Genomic DNA, 14,773 nt, shown 5'->3' with positions numbered 1-14,773 from the left:
GCTAAATCATGGTATAATATAGGATAATGACAGAAAATGTAACGAGGCAGAGATGAAATTACTTTATACTGATGTTCGGACTTCTTTGACAAAAATCCTAACCAGAGAGGCAGAAGAGCTGGTTGCTGCTGGCAAACGGATCTTCTACATTGCCCCCAACTCTCTTTCATTTGAAAAGGAACGTGCCGTGCTGGAATGCTTGTCCCAGCAGGCTTCTTTTGCCATTACTGTCACGCGCTTTGCTCAAATGGCTCGTTACCTGGTTTTAAATGACTTGCCTACAAAGACCAGTCTTGATGACATCGGCCTTGGGATGGCCTTTTATAAATGCCTGGCTGAACTTGATCCCAAAAAGTTACGAGTTTATGGTGCTATTAAACAAGACCCTCAATTTATCCAGCAGTTGATTGAACTCTATCACGAGATGACGACTGCTCAGATGAGTTTTTTGGACTTGGAAAGTTTGACCGATGAGGACAAGCGAGCAGATTTACTTTTGATTTTTGAGAAAGTAACGGCCTATCTCAATAAAAGCCAGTTGTCTCAGGGAAGTCAGTTGTCCCATTTGATTGAGGCTATTGAGAATGAAAAGGTAAGTAGTGATTTCAGTCAGCTGGCTTTGGTTATCGACGGTTTTACCCGTTTTTCCGCTGAGGAGGAGCATGTGGTGGATCTGCTCCATCGTAAAGGTGTTGGGATTGTTATTGGTGCTTATGCAAGTAAGAAGGCCTATACCAGTCCCTTCGCTGAGGGCAATCTCTACCAGGCCAGTATAGAATTTCTTCATCATTTAGGTTCTAAATATCAAACGCCTGCCCAAGACCGCTCTCAGACTCATGAGAAAATGGATAGTTTTGACAAGGCCTCTCGTTTGCTGGAGTCTTCTTATGACTTTTCAGAAGTCACCTTAGATATCGATGACAAGGACCGTGAAAATCTGCAAATCTGGTCTTGCTTGACACAAAAGGAAGAGTTGGAGTTGGTAGCCCGCAGCATTCGTCAAAAACTACATGACAATCCAGACTTGAGTTACAAGCATTTTCGGATTCTGTTAGGAGATGTGGCTTCTTATCAGTTGTCCTTAAAGACCATTTTTGACCAGTATCAGATTCCATTCTATCTAGGTAAAAGCGAATCCATGGCTCATCATCACTTGACCCAGTATGTGGAGTCTATTTTACGATTAAAACGCTACCGTTTCCGTCAGGAGGATTTGATTAACCTCCTCAGAACCGGCTTGTATACTGATCTTAGTCAAGCTGATATCGATGCCTTTGAACAATACCTCCTCTATCTTGGTATCAACGGCTTGCCAGCCTTTCAGCAAACCTTCACCAAATCCCACCATGGAAAGTTTGATTTGGAACGTTTGAATGCCATTCGTTTACGAGTTTTGGCTCCTCTAGAAACCTTGTTTGCCAGTCGGAAACAAAAGGCTGAAAATCTCTTGCAAAAGTGGAGTACTTTTCTAAAAAATGCTGCTTTAAGCAAGCAGATGCAAGGTTTAACATCCACTATGGAAGCCATAGAACAGGAGAGACAAGCCGAAGTTTGGAAAGCTTTCTGTCATGTTTTAGAACAATTTGCGACCGTTTTTGCTGGTTCACAAGTAAGTCTGGAGGACTTCTTAGCCTTACTCCACTCAGGAATGACTTTATCTCAGTATCGAACCATTCCAGCGACAGTGGACACTGTTCTGGTGCAGAGTTACGATTTGATTGCACCACTGACTGCTGACTTTGTCTATGGCATTGGACTCACTCAGGATCATTTACCAAAAATCGCTCAAAATACCAGCCTTTTGACAGACGAAGAGAGAGAGACCTTAAACCAAGCGACAGAAGAGGGGGCTCAACTGCTGATTGCCAGCAGTGAAAATCTCAAGAAAAATCGCTATACCATGCTTTCCTTGGTCAATTCTGCCCGTAAGCAATTGATTTTGTCAGCACCAAGTCTTCTCAATGAAAACGAGAGCAAGGAATCTGCCTATCTTCATGAACTGGTAAGTTTTGGATTTTGCCGAAGAGAAAAGAGGATGAACCATAAAAATCTTAGCAAAGAAGATATGGGTTCTTATCACAGTCTCTTGTCTAGTCTGGTTGCCTATCATCAGCAGGCTGCTTCTAGTGAAAATGAACAAGATTTAACTTTTGTCAAGGTGCTGGCGCGTGTCATGGGGAAAAAACTTGACCAAAAAGGCCTTGCCAATCCTGCCCTCCCAACCAGCCCAAGCAGCAAGCCATTAGCAAAGGATACCTTGCAAGCTCTTTATCCAGCTGACAAGGAGTTTTATCTGTCTACCTCTGGTTTGACAGAGTTTTACCGCAATGAATATAGTTATTTCCTCCGTTATGTCCTTGGTTTGCAGGAAGAATTGCGCCTGCGTCCAGATGCTCGCAGTCATGGGAATTTCTTACACCGTATTTTTGAACGTGCCTTGAAACTGCCTGCTGAAAATTCGTTTGACCAACGTCTGGAGCAAGCTATTAAGGAAACCAGTCAAGAACGGGAATTTGAAGCCATTTATCAAGAAAGTTTGGAAGCCCAGTTTACCAAGGAAGTTCTTCTTGATGTCGCTCGGACTACTGGCCACATCCTTCGTCATAATCCAGCCATCGAAACCATCCAAGAAGAGGCAACATTTGGCGGCAGAGACCAAGCATTTATTCAGCTGGATAATGGTCGCAGTGTCCATGTGCGAGGTAAGGTGGACCGGATTGACCGCCTGAAAGCTGATGGAGCACTAGGGGTGGTAGACTACAAGTCTAGTTTGACTCAGTTCCAGTTTCCTCATTTCTTTAATGGGCTTAATTCCCAACTGCCAACCTATTTAGCAGCCCTAAAAAGAGAAGGGGAGCAGAACTTTTTCGGTGCCATGTACTTGGAAATGGCTGAGCCTGTCCAATCTCTCTTGACCGTTAAAAGTCTGGCAGGAGCAGTAGTAGAAGCCAGCAAGTCTATGAAATACCAAGGAATCTTTTTAGAGAAAGAAAGTAGTCATTTGGGCGAATTTTACAACAAAAACAAGGCCAATCAGCTGACAGATGATGAATTTCAGCTCCTACTGGACTACAATGTTCATCTTTACAAGAAAGCGGCTGAGAAGATCTTAGAAGGCCAGTTCGCCATCAATCCATACACAGAGAACGGCAGAAGTATTGCCCCATACGTGCAGCAACATCAAGCCATTACAGGATTTGAAGCCAATTACCATTTGGGTCAAGCTCGTTTCCTAGAAAAGTTAGACCTAGAGGATGGCAAACGTCTGGTCGGAGAAAAACTCAAGCAAGCTTGGTTTAAAAAAATGAGAGAGGAGTTGAATCGATGAATGCTATTCCCTTTTTAACTGAGGAAGAAATTCAAAAAATGCAAGAAGCAGAAGCGAATTCGAGTAAGGAACAAAAGAAAACTGCCGAGCAAATCGAAGCCATTTATACGGCAGGGCAAAATATCCTTGTTTCAGCGTCTGCTGGTTCAGGGAAGACCTTTGTCATGGCCGAGCGCATTCTTGATCAATTGGCGCGTGGTGTGGAAATTTCTCAACTCTTTATCTCAACCTTTACCGTTAAGGCTGCGACTGAACTCAAGGAACGCTTGGAGAAAAAAATCAGCCAGCAAATCCAAGAAACCGATGATGTTGATCTCAAACAACACTTGGGACGTCAGTTGGCGGATCTGCCAAACGCGGCCATCGGAACCATGGACTCCTTCACACAAAAATTCCTTGGCAAACACGGCTATCTGATTGATATCGCACCGAACTTCCGTATTCTGCAAAATGAAAGTGAACAGCTATTCTTAAAGAACGAAGTTTTTCATCAGGTTTTTGAAGACCATTACCAAGGTGAGAATAAAGAGAAATTTAGCCGTTTGGTGAAGAACTTTGCTGGGCGAGGCAAGGATGAACGAGGTCTGCGCCAGCAAGTCTACAAAATCTATGATTTTCTTCAATCCACCAGTAGCCCCCAAAAATGGTTGAGCAACTCCTTCCTCAAAGGATTTGAAGAAGCTGACTTTGCAAATGAAAAAGACAAACTAACTGAGCAAATCAAGCAGGCGCTTTGGGACTTGGAAAGTTTCTTCCGTTATCATCTGGATAATGATGCCAAGGAGTTTCCCAAAGCTGCCTATTTAGAAAATGTGCAGTTGGTTCTGGATGAAATTGGCTCCTTAAATCAAGAGTCCGATAGCCAGGCTTATCAAGCAATTCTTGCGCGTGTTGTTGCCATTTCGAAGGAGAAAAACGGTCGAGCTCTGGCTAATTCCAGTCGTAAGGCCGATTTGAAGCCACTGGCTGATGCCTATAACGATGAGAGAAAGACCCAGTTTGCTAAACTAGGACAACTGGCGGACCAGATAACGATTCTCGACTACCAAGAACATTATTATAAAGACACTTGGGAGCTAACTAAAACCTTCCAAACCTTTATGAGTGATTTTGTGGAGGCTTATCGTGAACGTAAACGTCAGGAAAATGCCTTTGAATTCGCTGATATCAGTCATTACACCATTGAGATTTTAGAGAATTTCCCGCAAGTTCGTGAGGCTTATCAGGATCGCTTCCACGAAGTCATGGTCGATGAGTATCAGGATACCAACCACATTCAAGAACGGATGTTGGAATTGCTGTCGAATGGTCACAATCGCTTTATGGTGGGAGATATCAAGCAGTCCATCTATCGTTTCCGTCAGGCAGACCCGCAGATTTTCAATGAAAAATTCCAACGCTATGCGCAAAATCCTCAAGAAGGCAAGTTGATTCTCCTCAAGGAAAATTTCCGTAGTAGTTCAGAAGTGCTATCAGCAACCAATGATGCTTTTGGACGCCTTATGGACCAAGAGGTCGGCGAAATCAACTATGATAGCATGCACCAGCTTGTTTTTGCCAATACCAAACTGACTCCTAATCCAGACAACAAGGCAGAATTTCTCCTCTACGATAAGGACGATAGCGGACAAGAGGAAGAAGAGAGTCAAGCAGAAACGAAACTAACTGGGGAAATGCGCTTAGTCATAAAGGAAATCTTGAAACTTCATCAGGAAAAAGGTGTTTCCTTTAAAGAAATTGCCCTTTTGACTTCCAGTCGCAGTCGAAATGACCAGATTCTACTCGCCCTGTCTGAGTACGGAATTCCTGTTAAAACAGACGGCGAGCAAAACAATTACCTCCAATCCCTAGAAGTACAAGTCATGCTGGATACCCTTCGTGTCATTCACAATCCCCTGCAAGACTATGCCTTGGTAGCTCTGATGAAGTCTCCTATGTTTAGCTTTGATGAGGACGAGTTGGCACGCTTGTCCCTTCAGAAAGTAGAAGATAAACTCCAAGAAAATCTCTATGAGAAACTGGTCAATGCTCAAAAACAAGCAACTAGCCAGAAAGATTTAATTCACAAGGATCTAGCTGAAAAACTCAATCAATTCATGGATATTTTGGATTCTTGGCGCTTATATGCCAAAACCCACTCTCTCTATGACTTGATTTGGAAGATTTACAACGACCGTTTTTATTATGACTATGTTGGGGCCCTGCCAAACGGTCCAGCTAGACAAGCCAATCTTTATGCCCTAGCTCTGCGAGCAGATCAGTTTGAAAAGAGTAATTTCAAGGGCTTGTCACGTTTTATTCGTATGATTGATCAGGTTTTAGAAGCCCAGCATGATCTCGCAAGCGTAGCCGTCGCACCGCCTAAAGATGCCCTGGAACTCATGACAATTCACAAGAGCAAAGGACTGGAGTTTCCTTATGTCTTTATCCTCAACATGGATCAGGACTTCAATAAACAAGACTCTATGTCAGACATCATTCTCAGTCGAAAAAATGGGCTTGGTGTCAAATACATTGCCAAGGTGGAAACAGGAGCAGTTGAAGCTCACTATCCTAAAACCATTAAACTCTCCATTCCTAGCCTTACTTATACGCAGAATGAAGAAGAACTGAAACTGGCTAGCTATTCAGAGCAGATGCGTCTGCTGTATGTTGCCATGACACGGGCTGAGAGAAAGCTCTATCTTGTCGGTAAGGGCTCTCGTGAAAAGCTGGAAGCCAAGGAATATCCAGCTGCTGAAAACGGAAAACTAGATAAAAATACCAGACTGCAAGCCAAGAATTTCCAAGATTGGATTTGGGCTATCACTAAAGTGTTTGCCAAAGATAATCTCAACTTTAGCTATCGCTTTGTTGGTGAAGACCAGCTGACCAGAGAAGCTATTGGTCAATTGGAAAACATGGGCCCTCTACAAGATAGTTCCCAAGCAAGCAACCGTCAGTCAGATACCATTAAAGAAGCTCTTGAAATGCTCAAAGAGGTGGAAGTCTATAATACTCTTCACCGTGCGGCTATTGAGCTCCCAAGTGTCCAAACACCGAGTCAAATCAAGAAATTCTATGAACCGGTGATGGATATGGAAGGGGTACAAATTGCTAACCAAACCAAATCACCAGAGAAACATATCAGCTTCGATTTACCAGATTTTTCAACTAAAGAAAAGGTAACTGGAGCGGAGATTGGTAGTGCAACCCACGAACTCATGCAAAGAATTGACCTCAGTCAGCAACCAACACTTGCTAGCCTGAAAGATACTCTCAAACAAGTTCAAACCAGCCAAGCTGTCAGAGGCAAGATCAATCTTGCTAAAATCCTAGCTTTCTTTGATACGCCACTTGGTCAGGAGATTCTCGCCAATACAAACCATCTCTATCGCGAACAACCCTTCTCCATGCTCAAACGAGACCAAAGGAGTCAGGAAGACTTCGTTGTCCGTGGTATCCTTGATGGCTATCTGCTTTACGAGGACAAAATCGTTCTGTTCGACTATAAGACAGACCGCTATGATGATCCAAGTCAACTCATAGACCGTTATCGTGGTCAGTTAGCCCTCTACGGAGAAGCTTTATCACGAACTTATTCGATTGAAAATATTGAAAAATACTTGATCTTACTCGGAAAAGAAGAGGTTCAAGTTGTAAAAGTATAATTTATACTCAATGAAAATCAAATTCAAACCACGTCAGCTTCACCTTGCCGTACTCAAGTACAGCCTGCGGCTAGCTTCCTAGTTTGCTCTTTGATTTTCATTGAGTATTAGAAAGGAGACCTCATGCCACTTCCAGTTAGAAAATCCCTGCATGATGCGGTGTTACAGGCTTCAAAAGCTGATACTTGGGATCAAGCTACCAAGGAATGGAATGAAGTTTCCTTGATTTTTAATGGTATTGGCCGTAGCAATTGTATCTGCGGAAATGCCATTAAATATGCTTACGAACTCTTTAACAATGTCACAGGTCAACGTCTCTTTCCTATCGGAAGTGACTGTGTTCGCCATTTTCACCGTATTAGTCTCGACCAGCAACTAGAAGAGGAAGAAAAACTTCTCAGAAAGCTCGAAAATCTGACTAGAAAGGTCAAGAAAAAGGAAAAAATCAAGGTCAATAAAAGCGATTTTGATGAACGACTTCTAAATTGGTTTTGGGAAAAAGGTGTTTTCAAAGCCAATCGTGGCAATCAATTTGCACCTGAGAAAGATTACCAGCTCTTCCTAGAAGTCTTTCAAGGTGGAAGTTGGACCAAGGCAGAGCCAAAGAAGAAGGCTCGTATGGAAGAAGTGCTGGAAAAGTGTATCAAACCTTTTTTACTTGGTAAGACCGACGACCAACTCTACCTTATCAGACTAGGTAAGGAGAAAATAGACTACGAGCAGAATTTACGGATTCAGGCAGAGAAAGAACGTAAGAAAAGAGATAAAATCGCCAAGCAATACGCAGATAATCTCATCCTAGCCATGGGGCCTGCTGAACGAGCTTATCAAGATTACTTCGGTTTTACAGAAACCCTAACCCAAGAAGAACGAAAGTGGGAGAAAATCCTTTTTGGTAAAAATAGAGAAGAACGGGTCATCAAGGCAAAGCAAAATCAAAAAGAGCTTGAAAAAGACCAGAGAATTGCAAATCAGGATCCTATTGAAAGAAAGCAAAAGCAGACTTGGATTCTTAATTCTTATTTTCGTGATTTACCAGATGAAAAAGCCAGATTCTCTCGACTCTTACTAGAATATCGAAAAACTGGAGAAGTGCCCTTTTCAGAAGATTACATGTCTGAGCAACTCGTCGACTTTTTCTACAAGATGAAAGCCTTTGAGTTTGAGATTGCTCCAGAACAAGTTCGAGATTTTCTAAAAGAATGCCTTCAGACAAAACATCTATCGTCAGCACAAGAAAGCTGGATTAGAGGGATTCTCCTCAATTGCCTTCACCCATTTTTAGATAGATTGCTCATATAGAAAAAATCCTACCTTGTCTATGCATGGTAGGATTTAAGCATCTCCAAAGATGTACTGGTAAAGTTGAACAACTTTCTGAAAACACTGAGTGTCCATTCTAGTTATTTTTTGAGCATTGCGCATCCGAAAATCAAAGGTATACAGTTGAAATGGGTTGACAGCACCATCTACCTTATCCAACGAGACAGGAACGAGCAGGCCTTTTTCTGCTAAATGCTGCTGACCATGGGTGATAGGACAGACAGCCACAAAACCAGTTTGCAAAGCATATTCTCTCCTAGACACAACCAAGGCAGGGCGCCGTTTTTGAATTTCCCGACCAACTGATGGATCAAAGTCCAGCCAAATGATATCTTGCTTTTCAGGAATATACTCAGATTTCGCTATCAAGTGACCTTACTCCTTCAAAATCATTTGCCATTCTTAAATCAGCAATCCCATCAAAAGGATCTTTTAGTTTCGGAGCCAAGACAATGACTCCGTCAATCCCTTTGTAGACAACCATTTCTTGACCTTCAGTCATCCCCAAATTTTTAGGAATGGTCACTGTGAGAGAATTTCCCACCTTCCGAGTCTTTACCGTATTCATCACTCCACCTCCACGAAATCGTATATACAAAGTATATACCAAACAGCAAATAACGTCAAGCAAACACTAACATACATAAATTAAGTTATGTATGTTAGTGTGATTTTATTTTAGTCAAAGCTTGTGCAAAAGCACCTAATTTATGATAGAATAGATGGTGAGAAAGAAAACGTTTTATTACGTTTTTTTAGTCGGAAGGGGAAAATATTATGGCTACTATTCAATGGTTTCCGGGCCACATGTCTAAGGCTCGGCGACAAGTTCAGGAGAATTTAAAATTTGTCGATTTTGTGACGATTTTGGTAGATGCACGTCTACCTTTATCTAGTCAAAACCCTATGTTGAACAAGATTGTGGGTGATAAACCCAAACTTTTGATTTTAAACAAGGCAGACCTTGCAGATCCAGCAATGACCAAAGAATGGCGTCAGTACTTTGAATCACAAGGAATTCAAACACTGGCCATCAATTCCAAAGAGCAAGTTACTGTAAAAGTTGTGACTGATGCAGCGAAAAAGCTCATGGCTGATAAGATTGCACGCCAGAAAGAACGCGGTATCAAGATTGAAACCTTGCGGACTATGATTATCGGAATTCCAAACGCTGGTAAATCAACCCTGATGAATCGTTTGGCTGGAAAAAAAATTGCGGTTGTCGGCAATAAACCAGGTGTTACCAAGGGGCAACAATGGCTCAAAACCAATAAAGACCTTGAAATCTTAGACACACCAGGTATTCTTTGGCCTAAGTTTGAAGATGATACTATCGCACTTAAACTAGCCTTAACTGGAGCTATTAAGGACCAGTTACTTCCAATGGATGAAGTGACCATTTTTGGTCTCAATTATTTCAAAGAACATTATCCAGATAAGCTAGCTGAACGCTTTAAACAAATGAAAATTGAAGAAGAAGCTCCTGTAATCATCATGGATATGACACGTGCTCTTGGTTTCCGAGACGACTACGACCGTTTTTACAGTCTCTTCGTGAAGGAAGTCCGCGATGGAAAGCTCGGTAACTATACCTTAGATACATTGGACGATATCGATGACGACGATTAAAGAAATCAGAGAACTTCTTGCTACTGTCAAAGACTTAGACAATCCCCTTTTTCTTGAACTGGAAAAAGATAGCCGAACTGGAGTTCAAAAGGAAATCAGCAAGCGGAAAAAAGCCATTCAGGCAGAACTGGATGAAGACCTTCGCTTGGAATCTATGCTTTCCTATGAAAAAGAGCTTTATAAACAAGGATTAACCTTAATTGCAGGCGTTGACGAGGTCGGCCGTGGTCCTCTTGCTGGACCTGTAGTCGCTGCAGCCGTTATTTTACCTAAAAATTGTAAGATTAAAGGCCTTAACGATAGCAAAAAAATCCCTAAAAAGAAACATGTGGAGATTTTTCAAGCCGTTCAAGACCAAGCCTTGGCAATCGGCATTGGAATCATGAATAATCAAGTCATTGACCAAATCAATATCTATGAAGCGACCAAACTCGCCATGAAAGAAGCAATCTCCCAGCTCAGTCCTCAACCTGAACACCTCCTGATTGATGCCATGCAACTTGATTTACCAATTTCCCAAACAGCAATTATCAAGGGAGATGCTAAGTCGCTCTCTATCGCAGCCGCTTCTATAGTTGCCAAAGTGACACGGGATAGTTTAATGAAGGATTATGACAACCAGTTTCCTGGATATGATTTCGCTGCAAATGCTGGATATGGAACAGCAAAACACTTAGAAGGTCTTGATAAACTAGGAGTTACTCCCATTCATCGGACCAGTTTTGAACCGATAAAATCACTGGTTTCAGCAAATAAAGAAAGTTAAGTTGGAGGAAATGATTATGGAGGAACAGTCAGAAATACTCCGGTCTAAGAAAGAATTTGCCTTTGCCTCAAGTACCATATTATCCCAAGTTGGGCGAGGAATTATCGTCGGGCTAGTTGTCGGGCTAATCGTCGGATCCTTTCGTTTCTTAATCGAAAAAGGCTTCCACCTGATACAAGGCCTCTATCAAGATCAAGCGCACCTAGTGCGCAATCTTTTTGTCCTTGTTCTATTTTACATACTCATCTGCTGGCTCAGTGCTAAATTAACTCGCTCGGAGAAAGATATCAAAGGCTCAGGAATCCCACAGATTGAGGCCGAATTAAAAGGACTCATGTCGCTTAATTGGTGGAGTGTTCTCTGGAAGAAATATATTCTAGGTATTCTAGCTATTGCCAGCGGACTCATGCTGGGTCGAGAAGGTCCGAGTATTCAACTTGGAGCAGTTGGTGGTAAGGGAATTGCTAAATGGCTCAAATCCAGTCCAGTTGAGGAACGTTCCTTAATTGCCAGTGGAGCAGCTGCTGGTCTTGCTGCAGCCTTTAACGCCCCAATAGCAGGCCTTCTCTTTGTAGTTGAAGAAGTCTATCATCACTTTTCACGATTTTTCTGGGTTTCCACTCTAGCAGCCAGCATTGTAGCAAACTTTGTCTCTCTACTCATATTTGGCCTAACACCCGTACTGGATATGCCTGACAATATCCCTCTCATGACTCTAGACCAGTATTGGATTTATCTTTTCATGGGTATTTTTCTCGGATTATCAGGTTTTCTTTATGAGAAAGCTGTACTAAATGTCAGCAAAGTTTATGACTGGCTTGGTCAAAAAATCCATTTAGATAGAGCTTATTATCCAATCTTAGCTTTTATCCTTATCATACCAGTGGGAATCTTCTTACCACAAATACTTGGTGGTGGAAATCAGCTGGTTCTTTCCCTAACTGAGCAAGATTTTAGTTTCCAAGTTCTATTAGCTTACTTTCTGATTCGTTTTGTTTGGAGCATGATAAGTTACGGAAGTGGATTACCTGGTGGAATTTTCCTACCTATTCTGGCTCTTGGTTCCTTACTTGGTGCCCTAGTTGGAGTTATTTGTGTCAATCTTGGTCTTGTCAGTCAGGAACAATTTCCAATATTCATCATTTTAGGAATGAGTGGCTACTTTGGAGCAATATCCAAGGCTCCCCTAACAGCTATGATCCTTGTAACCGAAATGGTAGGAGATATCCGAAATCTCATGCCCCTCGGACTTGTGACCTTAGTAGCTTACATTATCATGGATTTACTAAAGGGGGCCCCAGTGTACGAAGCCATGTTGGAGAAAATGCTGCCAGAAGAAGCGACAGACGAAGGAGAAGTGACTCTTATCGAAATCCCTGTTTCAGATAAAATAGCAGGTAAACAAGTCCATGAACTCAACTTACCACACAACGTACTCATCACCACGCAAGTCCATAATGGGAAAAGCCAAACCGTTAATGGCTCAACCAGAATGTATCTGGGCGATATGATTCATTTGGTTATTCCAAAAAGTGAAATTGGGAAAGTCAAAGATTTGTTGTTGTAGTATTTTGCATAACATAAATTATGTAAAATACTTTCTTAATGTATTTAGAAAACCGATTCTCAGTGATGAGATCGGTTTTTACTTCTTGTTTCGTTAAAATTAATTAAAATATTGTATAATAAGAAAAAGGAGAAAATCTTAAATGAACAATTCCAGCATCAAAAAAAGTCATAAAAAGCTACTAATCGTTTTATCACTCGTAATCATCACAGCAGGAGGTGTTTTTATGTTTAGTATGTTAGGGAAGTCTCAAGAAGAGCGTCGAAATAGAGAATATGAAGTTAGTCTGGTTAATGCGTTAAAGAATTCCTACCAAGGGATTGAGGAGATTAAGATTATGGATCCTTACTATAATGACAAACCGGGTTCGTGGTCTTGTGATATTTCAGTACAGTTCAATGATAGTCAAACTATTACTTATGGAATTAATCACAGATTAACCTATAAAGAAAATCATGATGGTCTTATGAAAGGAAATACTAATGAAGAAATTGATCAACAATGGTCGATACTTCAAAAACACATTGGTAAAACAGAATCTACAATATTAGTACGATATTCAAATGGTGAAACAGGAGAGCAATAATGGTATTTAATTATACTGATAATCAATTGAATAATTTAAACCAAGATTTTGCGGTCTATAGTGTTAATAAAGAGTTTTCAGAACGCAATAAAAAGAAATTTGTGACTGATAATCCAAATAATAAAAACGAAACCAACACTATAACCACCTCAGATAGTCAAGAATTCCGTGTTGTTGCCACTAAGTCTGACACTGAAACTGGTTTTGATGGGCTGGCGGTAGCTCCTATAGTCAATGGCAAACCAGATTATAAAAATGTAGCCGTGATTGCTGCTGGAACGGATCCTGATAGTCCAGTGAATAAAAATGTTTTCATTGCACGCGATGTCAATAGTGCCATAATTGCAAGGCAAACTTATTTATCTCCACAATATAAGGTTGCTGATCAATTTGTAAAAGAGATTATGGACGATCCCAGATATGAAGTCAGTCAACTATCAGGCTATTCACAAGGGGCTTATATGCTGAAAGTAGGGGCTAAATATCACATACCTACAACTACCTTTAATGCTTGGTTCAAATATGGAGCTCTCTCATTAAAAGAAAAAGCATTTATTGAAAGTAACCCTTCTATGTTTATAGATTACCGTAGAAAAAATGATGACGTAGTAGTCTGGAATGATTTCAACCATCCAGAATGGTATAATACTACCACTACAAATTCTATGCCTAATACGATTCACTGGCTTGATGGCTCTAGTCACAAAATTGCTGATTGGGAATTTGATCCTGTAACTGGTCAAGTTGTTGATGGTAAAGGAGGAAACCCCTTAATTAGTGGCGTTTATCGAGCTTATGCCAACAGTCTCCGAGGAATGGCTAGTTACAAGGACTTGAAATCAAAATGGTCATCAGATGGCATTAGTAGTTCTGAGGAAATATACTTAGATGCAGCCCAAGGTTCTATCTTATCATCATCTATGGCTACAGCAGCCAGAACTGGAGCTGATGAAGTAAGTGCCTTAGCAAAAAAAGCCAATCAAGAATTACAAGAAATTTGGTCCAAAATCGACTTTACGAGTTACACAGCATTAGCTCCCTATGAGGTTGAGGCCCTTTTTGCTAGCCAAGGTATCACTCAAGCACAGTTTATCAATACTTTTCAGGCAGAAACGGATCAAACAGTCACTAAGATGAATGCTTCCGCCCAAGCATTTGAAAATTTGGATAAACAATTACAGGAAGTCATCGAAAAAACAGTAGCAACAGACAAACAATTGGCCAAGGAGTTTCGACAATGGAAAGAAAAGATGTAAAATGGGAGGAAATCAGAGAGAAAAAGAGAGAACTGTTTAATCTAGAAGAACAATATTATCAACAAAAGAAAGAACTCGATAACAAAGTATTCGATTTAGACGAACGAAATGCAAATTTAGAAAAACTGATGTCCGAAGAAGTTGATAAAATGTATCAAGTCTTGAGGAAATTTGATTCAACTGCTGATGATGTTAGAGAGTACTTTACAGAAATAGAAAATCTGAGACACTTTTCAGATCAAGTATACCGAGAACATAGAATTAAACTCGAAGATGAGATAGAAAAATACGATAAGGAATTTCGCAAAAAAAGAAATGATTTAGATGAAGAATTTTACAGATTAAGGAGAGATTATGCAAGCACCAATGAATGAATACTACACAGATGAAGAATATCAATATGCACTGAAACAAATGTATCGAATGATGGAACGAAACCGAATTATTACGGAAGCAAAGTTAGCAATAACAGCAAAAAATAAATTAAAAGAAAACTTTAATAAGGCAGCTAAGAAAATTGCTACAGAAACCAAATCAACCATTACAAGCATAAACAGCCAAATGGACACTGCAATTCAAGGAAAAGTTCGCAAGAGTCTTGAAGAAAAGATTCCTAATATGTTGCTCAAGTATGATGAAATTTAATAAAGTGGTTCAGAGTGATGAAT

12 protein-coding genes are annotated in these 14,773 nt (G+C 40.8%); 10 read left to right on the top strand and 2 right to left on the bottom strand.

Features of this window, described 5'->3' with window-relative positions; genetic code table 11:
• Window positions 1–52 precede the first annotated feature (52 nt).
• The 3 genes from rexB to HMPREF9184_RS06145 all read left to right on the top strand — a co-directional run bounded on the left by rexB (window position 53) and on the right by HMPREF9184_RS06145 (window position 8,280).
• Window positions 53–3,328, top strand: coding sequence for an ATP-dependent nuclease subunit B (rexB, locus tag HMPREF9184_RS06155; protein WP_000772395.1), 3,276 nt, complete (start codon window positions 53–55; stop codon window positions 3,326–3,328).
• Window positions 3,325–6,978, top strand: a complete 3,654-nt coding sequence (gene addA, locus HMPREF9184_RS06150; protein ID WP_000991541.1) for a helicase-exonuclease AddAB subunit AddA — start codon at window positions 3,325–3,327, stop codon at window positions 6,976–6,978. The genes rexB and addA overlap by 4 nt, the downstream gene beginning before the upstream one ends.
• Window positions 6,979–7,101: 123 nt before the next feature.
• Window positions 7,102–8,280 carry a hypothetical protein gene (locus HMPREF9184_RS06145; protein WP_001130894.1) on the top strand — a complete coding sequence of 393 codons (1,179 nt, stop codon included), beginning with the start codon at window positions 7,102–7,104 and terminating at the stop codon, window positions 8,278–8,280.
• A 33-nt stretch (window positions 8,281–8,313) separates the two neighbouring features.
• On the opposite strand, the gene HMPREF9184_RS06140 is transcribed toward HMPREF9184_RS06145, so the two are convergent.
• On the bottom strand, window positions 8,314–8,670 hold the full coding sequence (locus HMPREF9184_RS06140) for a type II toxin-antitoxin system PemK/MazF family toxin (protein WP_000560805.1): 357 nt from the start codon (window positions 8,668–8,670) through the stop codon (window positions 8,314–8,316).
• Complete coding sequence (mazE, locus tag HMPREF9184_RS06135) at window positions 8,654–8,869, bottom strand: type II toxin-antitoxin system PemI/MazE family antitoxin (RefSeq protein WP_001098937.1); 216 nt, start codon at window positions 8,867–8,869, stop codon at window positions 8,654–8,656. Before mazE ends, HMPREF9184_RS06140 begins: the two co-directional genes overlap by 17 nt.
• Window positions 8,870–9,078: 209 nt before the next feature.
• Here mazE and ylqF point away from each other — a divergent pair, with 209 nt between their 5' ends.
• The 7 genes from ylqF to HMPREF9184_RS06100 all read left to right on the top strand — a co-directional run bounded on the left by ylqF (window position 9,079) and on the right by HMPREF9184_RS06100 (window position 14,750).
• Complete coding sequence (ylqF, locus tag HMPREF9184_RS06130; RefSeq protein WP_000201287.1) at window positions 9,079–9,930, top strand: ribosome biogenesis GTPase YlqF; 852 nt, start codon at window positions 9,079–9,081, stop codon at window positions 9,928–9,930.
• On the top strand, window positions 9,917–10,696 hold the full coding sequence (locus HMPREF9184_RS06125) for a ribonuclease HII (RefSeq protein WP_000207528.1): 780 nt from the start codon (window positions 9,917–9,919) through the stop codon (window positions 10,694–10,696). Before ylqF ends, HMPREF9184_RS06125 begins: the two co-directional genes overlap by 14 nt.
• Before the next feature lie 16 nt (window positions 10,697–10,712).
• Window positions 10,713–12,263, top strand: coding sequence for a ClC family H(+)/Cl(-) exchange transporter (locus tag HMPREF9184_RS06120; protein WP_000392524.1), 1,551 nt, complete (start codon window positions 10,713–10,715; stop codon window positions 12,261–12,263).
• A gap of 142 nt (window positions 12,264–12,405) precedes the next feature.
• Complete coding sequence (locus HMPREF9184_RS06115; RefSeq protein ID WP_001066075.1) at window positions 12,406–12,849, top strand: hypothetical protein; 444 nt, start codon at window positions 12,406–12,408, stop codon at window positions 12,847–12,849.
• Window positions 12,849–14,105: a hypothetical protein gene (locus HMPREF9184_RS06110; protein WP_000231745.1), complete on the top strand. Its 1,257-nt coding sequence runs from the start codon at window positions 12,849–12,851 to the stop codon at window positions 14,103–14,105. The genes HMPREF9184_RS06115 and HMPREF9184_RS06110 overlap by 1 nt, the downstream gene beginning before the upstream one ends.
• Window positions 14,087–14,479: a hypothetical protein gene (locus HMPREF9184_RS06105; RefSeq protein ID WP_000439966.1), complete on the top strand. Its 393-nt coding sequence runs from the start codon at window positions 14,087–14,089 to the stop codon at window positions 14,477–14,479. Before HMPREF9184_RS06110 ends, HMPREF9184_RS06105 begins: the two co-directional genes overlap by 19 nt.
• The gene (locus HMPREF9184_RS06100; protein ID WP_001148767.1) at window positions 14,460–14,750 is read left to right on the top strand and encodes a hypothetical protein; all 291 of its coding nucleotides are present in this window, start codon (window positions 14,460–14,462) and stop codon (window positions 14,748–14,750) included. Before HMPREF9184_RS06105 ends, HMPREF9184_RS06100 begins: the two co-directional genes overlap by 20 nt.
• Window positions 14,751–14,773: the final 23 nt, after the last annotated feature.

It is taken from the genome of Streptococcus sp. oral taxon 058 str. F0407 (assembly GCF_000235485.1).
Classification (GTDB): Bacteria; Bacillota; Bacilli; order Lactobacillales; family Streptococcaceae; genus Streptococcus.
Note: the sequence above shows the minus strand (reverse complement) of the source record. Positions and strands in the feature narration are given on the sequence as shown.

Excerpts from the sequence above, each read along its gene's own strand:
- rexB (WP_000772395.1), top strand. The coding sequence starts at position 53 with ATGAAATTACTTTATACTGATGTTCGGACTTCTTTGACAAAAATCCTA.
- HMPREF9184_RS06115 (WP_001066075.1), top strand. The coding sequence starts at position 12,406 with ATGAACAATTCCAGCATCAAAAAAAGTCATAAAAAGCTACTAATCGTT.
- HMPREF9184_RS06110 (WP_000231745.1), top strand. The coding sequence starts at position 12,849 with ATGGTATTTAATTATACTGATAATCAATTGAATAATTTAAACCAAGAT.
- ylqF (WP_000201287.1), top strand. The coding sequence starts at position 9,079 with ATGGCTACTATTCAATGGTTTCCGGGCCACATGTCTAAGGCTCGGCGA.
- HMPREF9184_RS06145 (WP_001130894.1), top strand. The coding sequence starts at position 7,102 with ATGCCACTTCCAGTTAGAAAATCCCTGCATGATGCGGTGTTACAGGCT.
- HMPREF9184_RS06120 (WP_000392524.1), top strand. The coding sequence starts at position 10,713 with ATGGAGGAACAGTCAGAAATACTCCGGTCTAAGAAAGAATTTGCCTTT.
- HMPREF9184_RS06125 (WP_000207528.1), top strand. The coding sequence starts at position 9,917 with ATGACGACGATTAAAGAAATCAGAGAACTTCTTGCTACTGTCAAAGAC.
- HMPREF9184_RS06105 (WP_000439966.1), top strand. The coding sequence starts at position 14,087 with ATGGAAAGAAAAGATGTAAAATGGGAGGAAATCAGAGAGAAAAAGAGA.
- addA (WP_000991541.1), top strand. The coding sequence starts at position 3,325 with ATGAATGCTATTCCCTTTTTAACTGAGGAAGAAATTCAAAAAATGCAA.
- mazE (WP_001098937.1), bottom strand. The coding sequence starts at position 8,869 with ATGAATACGGTAAAGACTCGGAAGGTGGGAAATTCTCTCACAGTGACC.
- HMPREF9184_RS06100 (WP_001148767.1), top strand. The coding sequence starts at position 14,460 with ATGCAAGCACCAATGAATGAATACTACACAGATGAAGAATATCAATAT.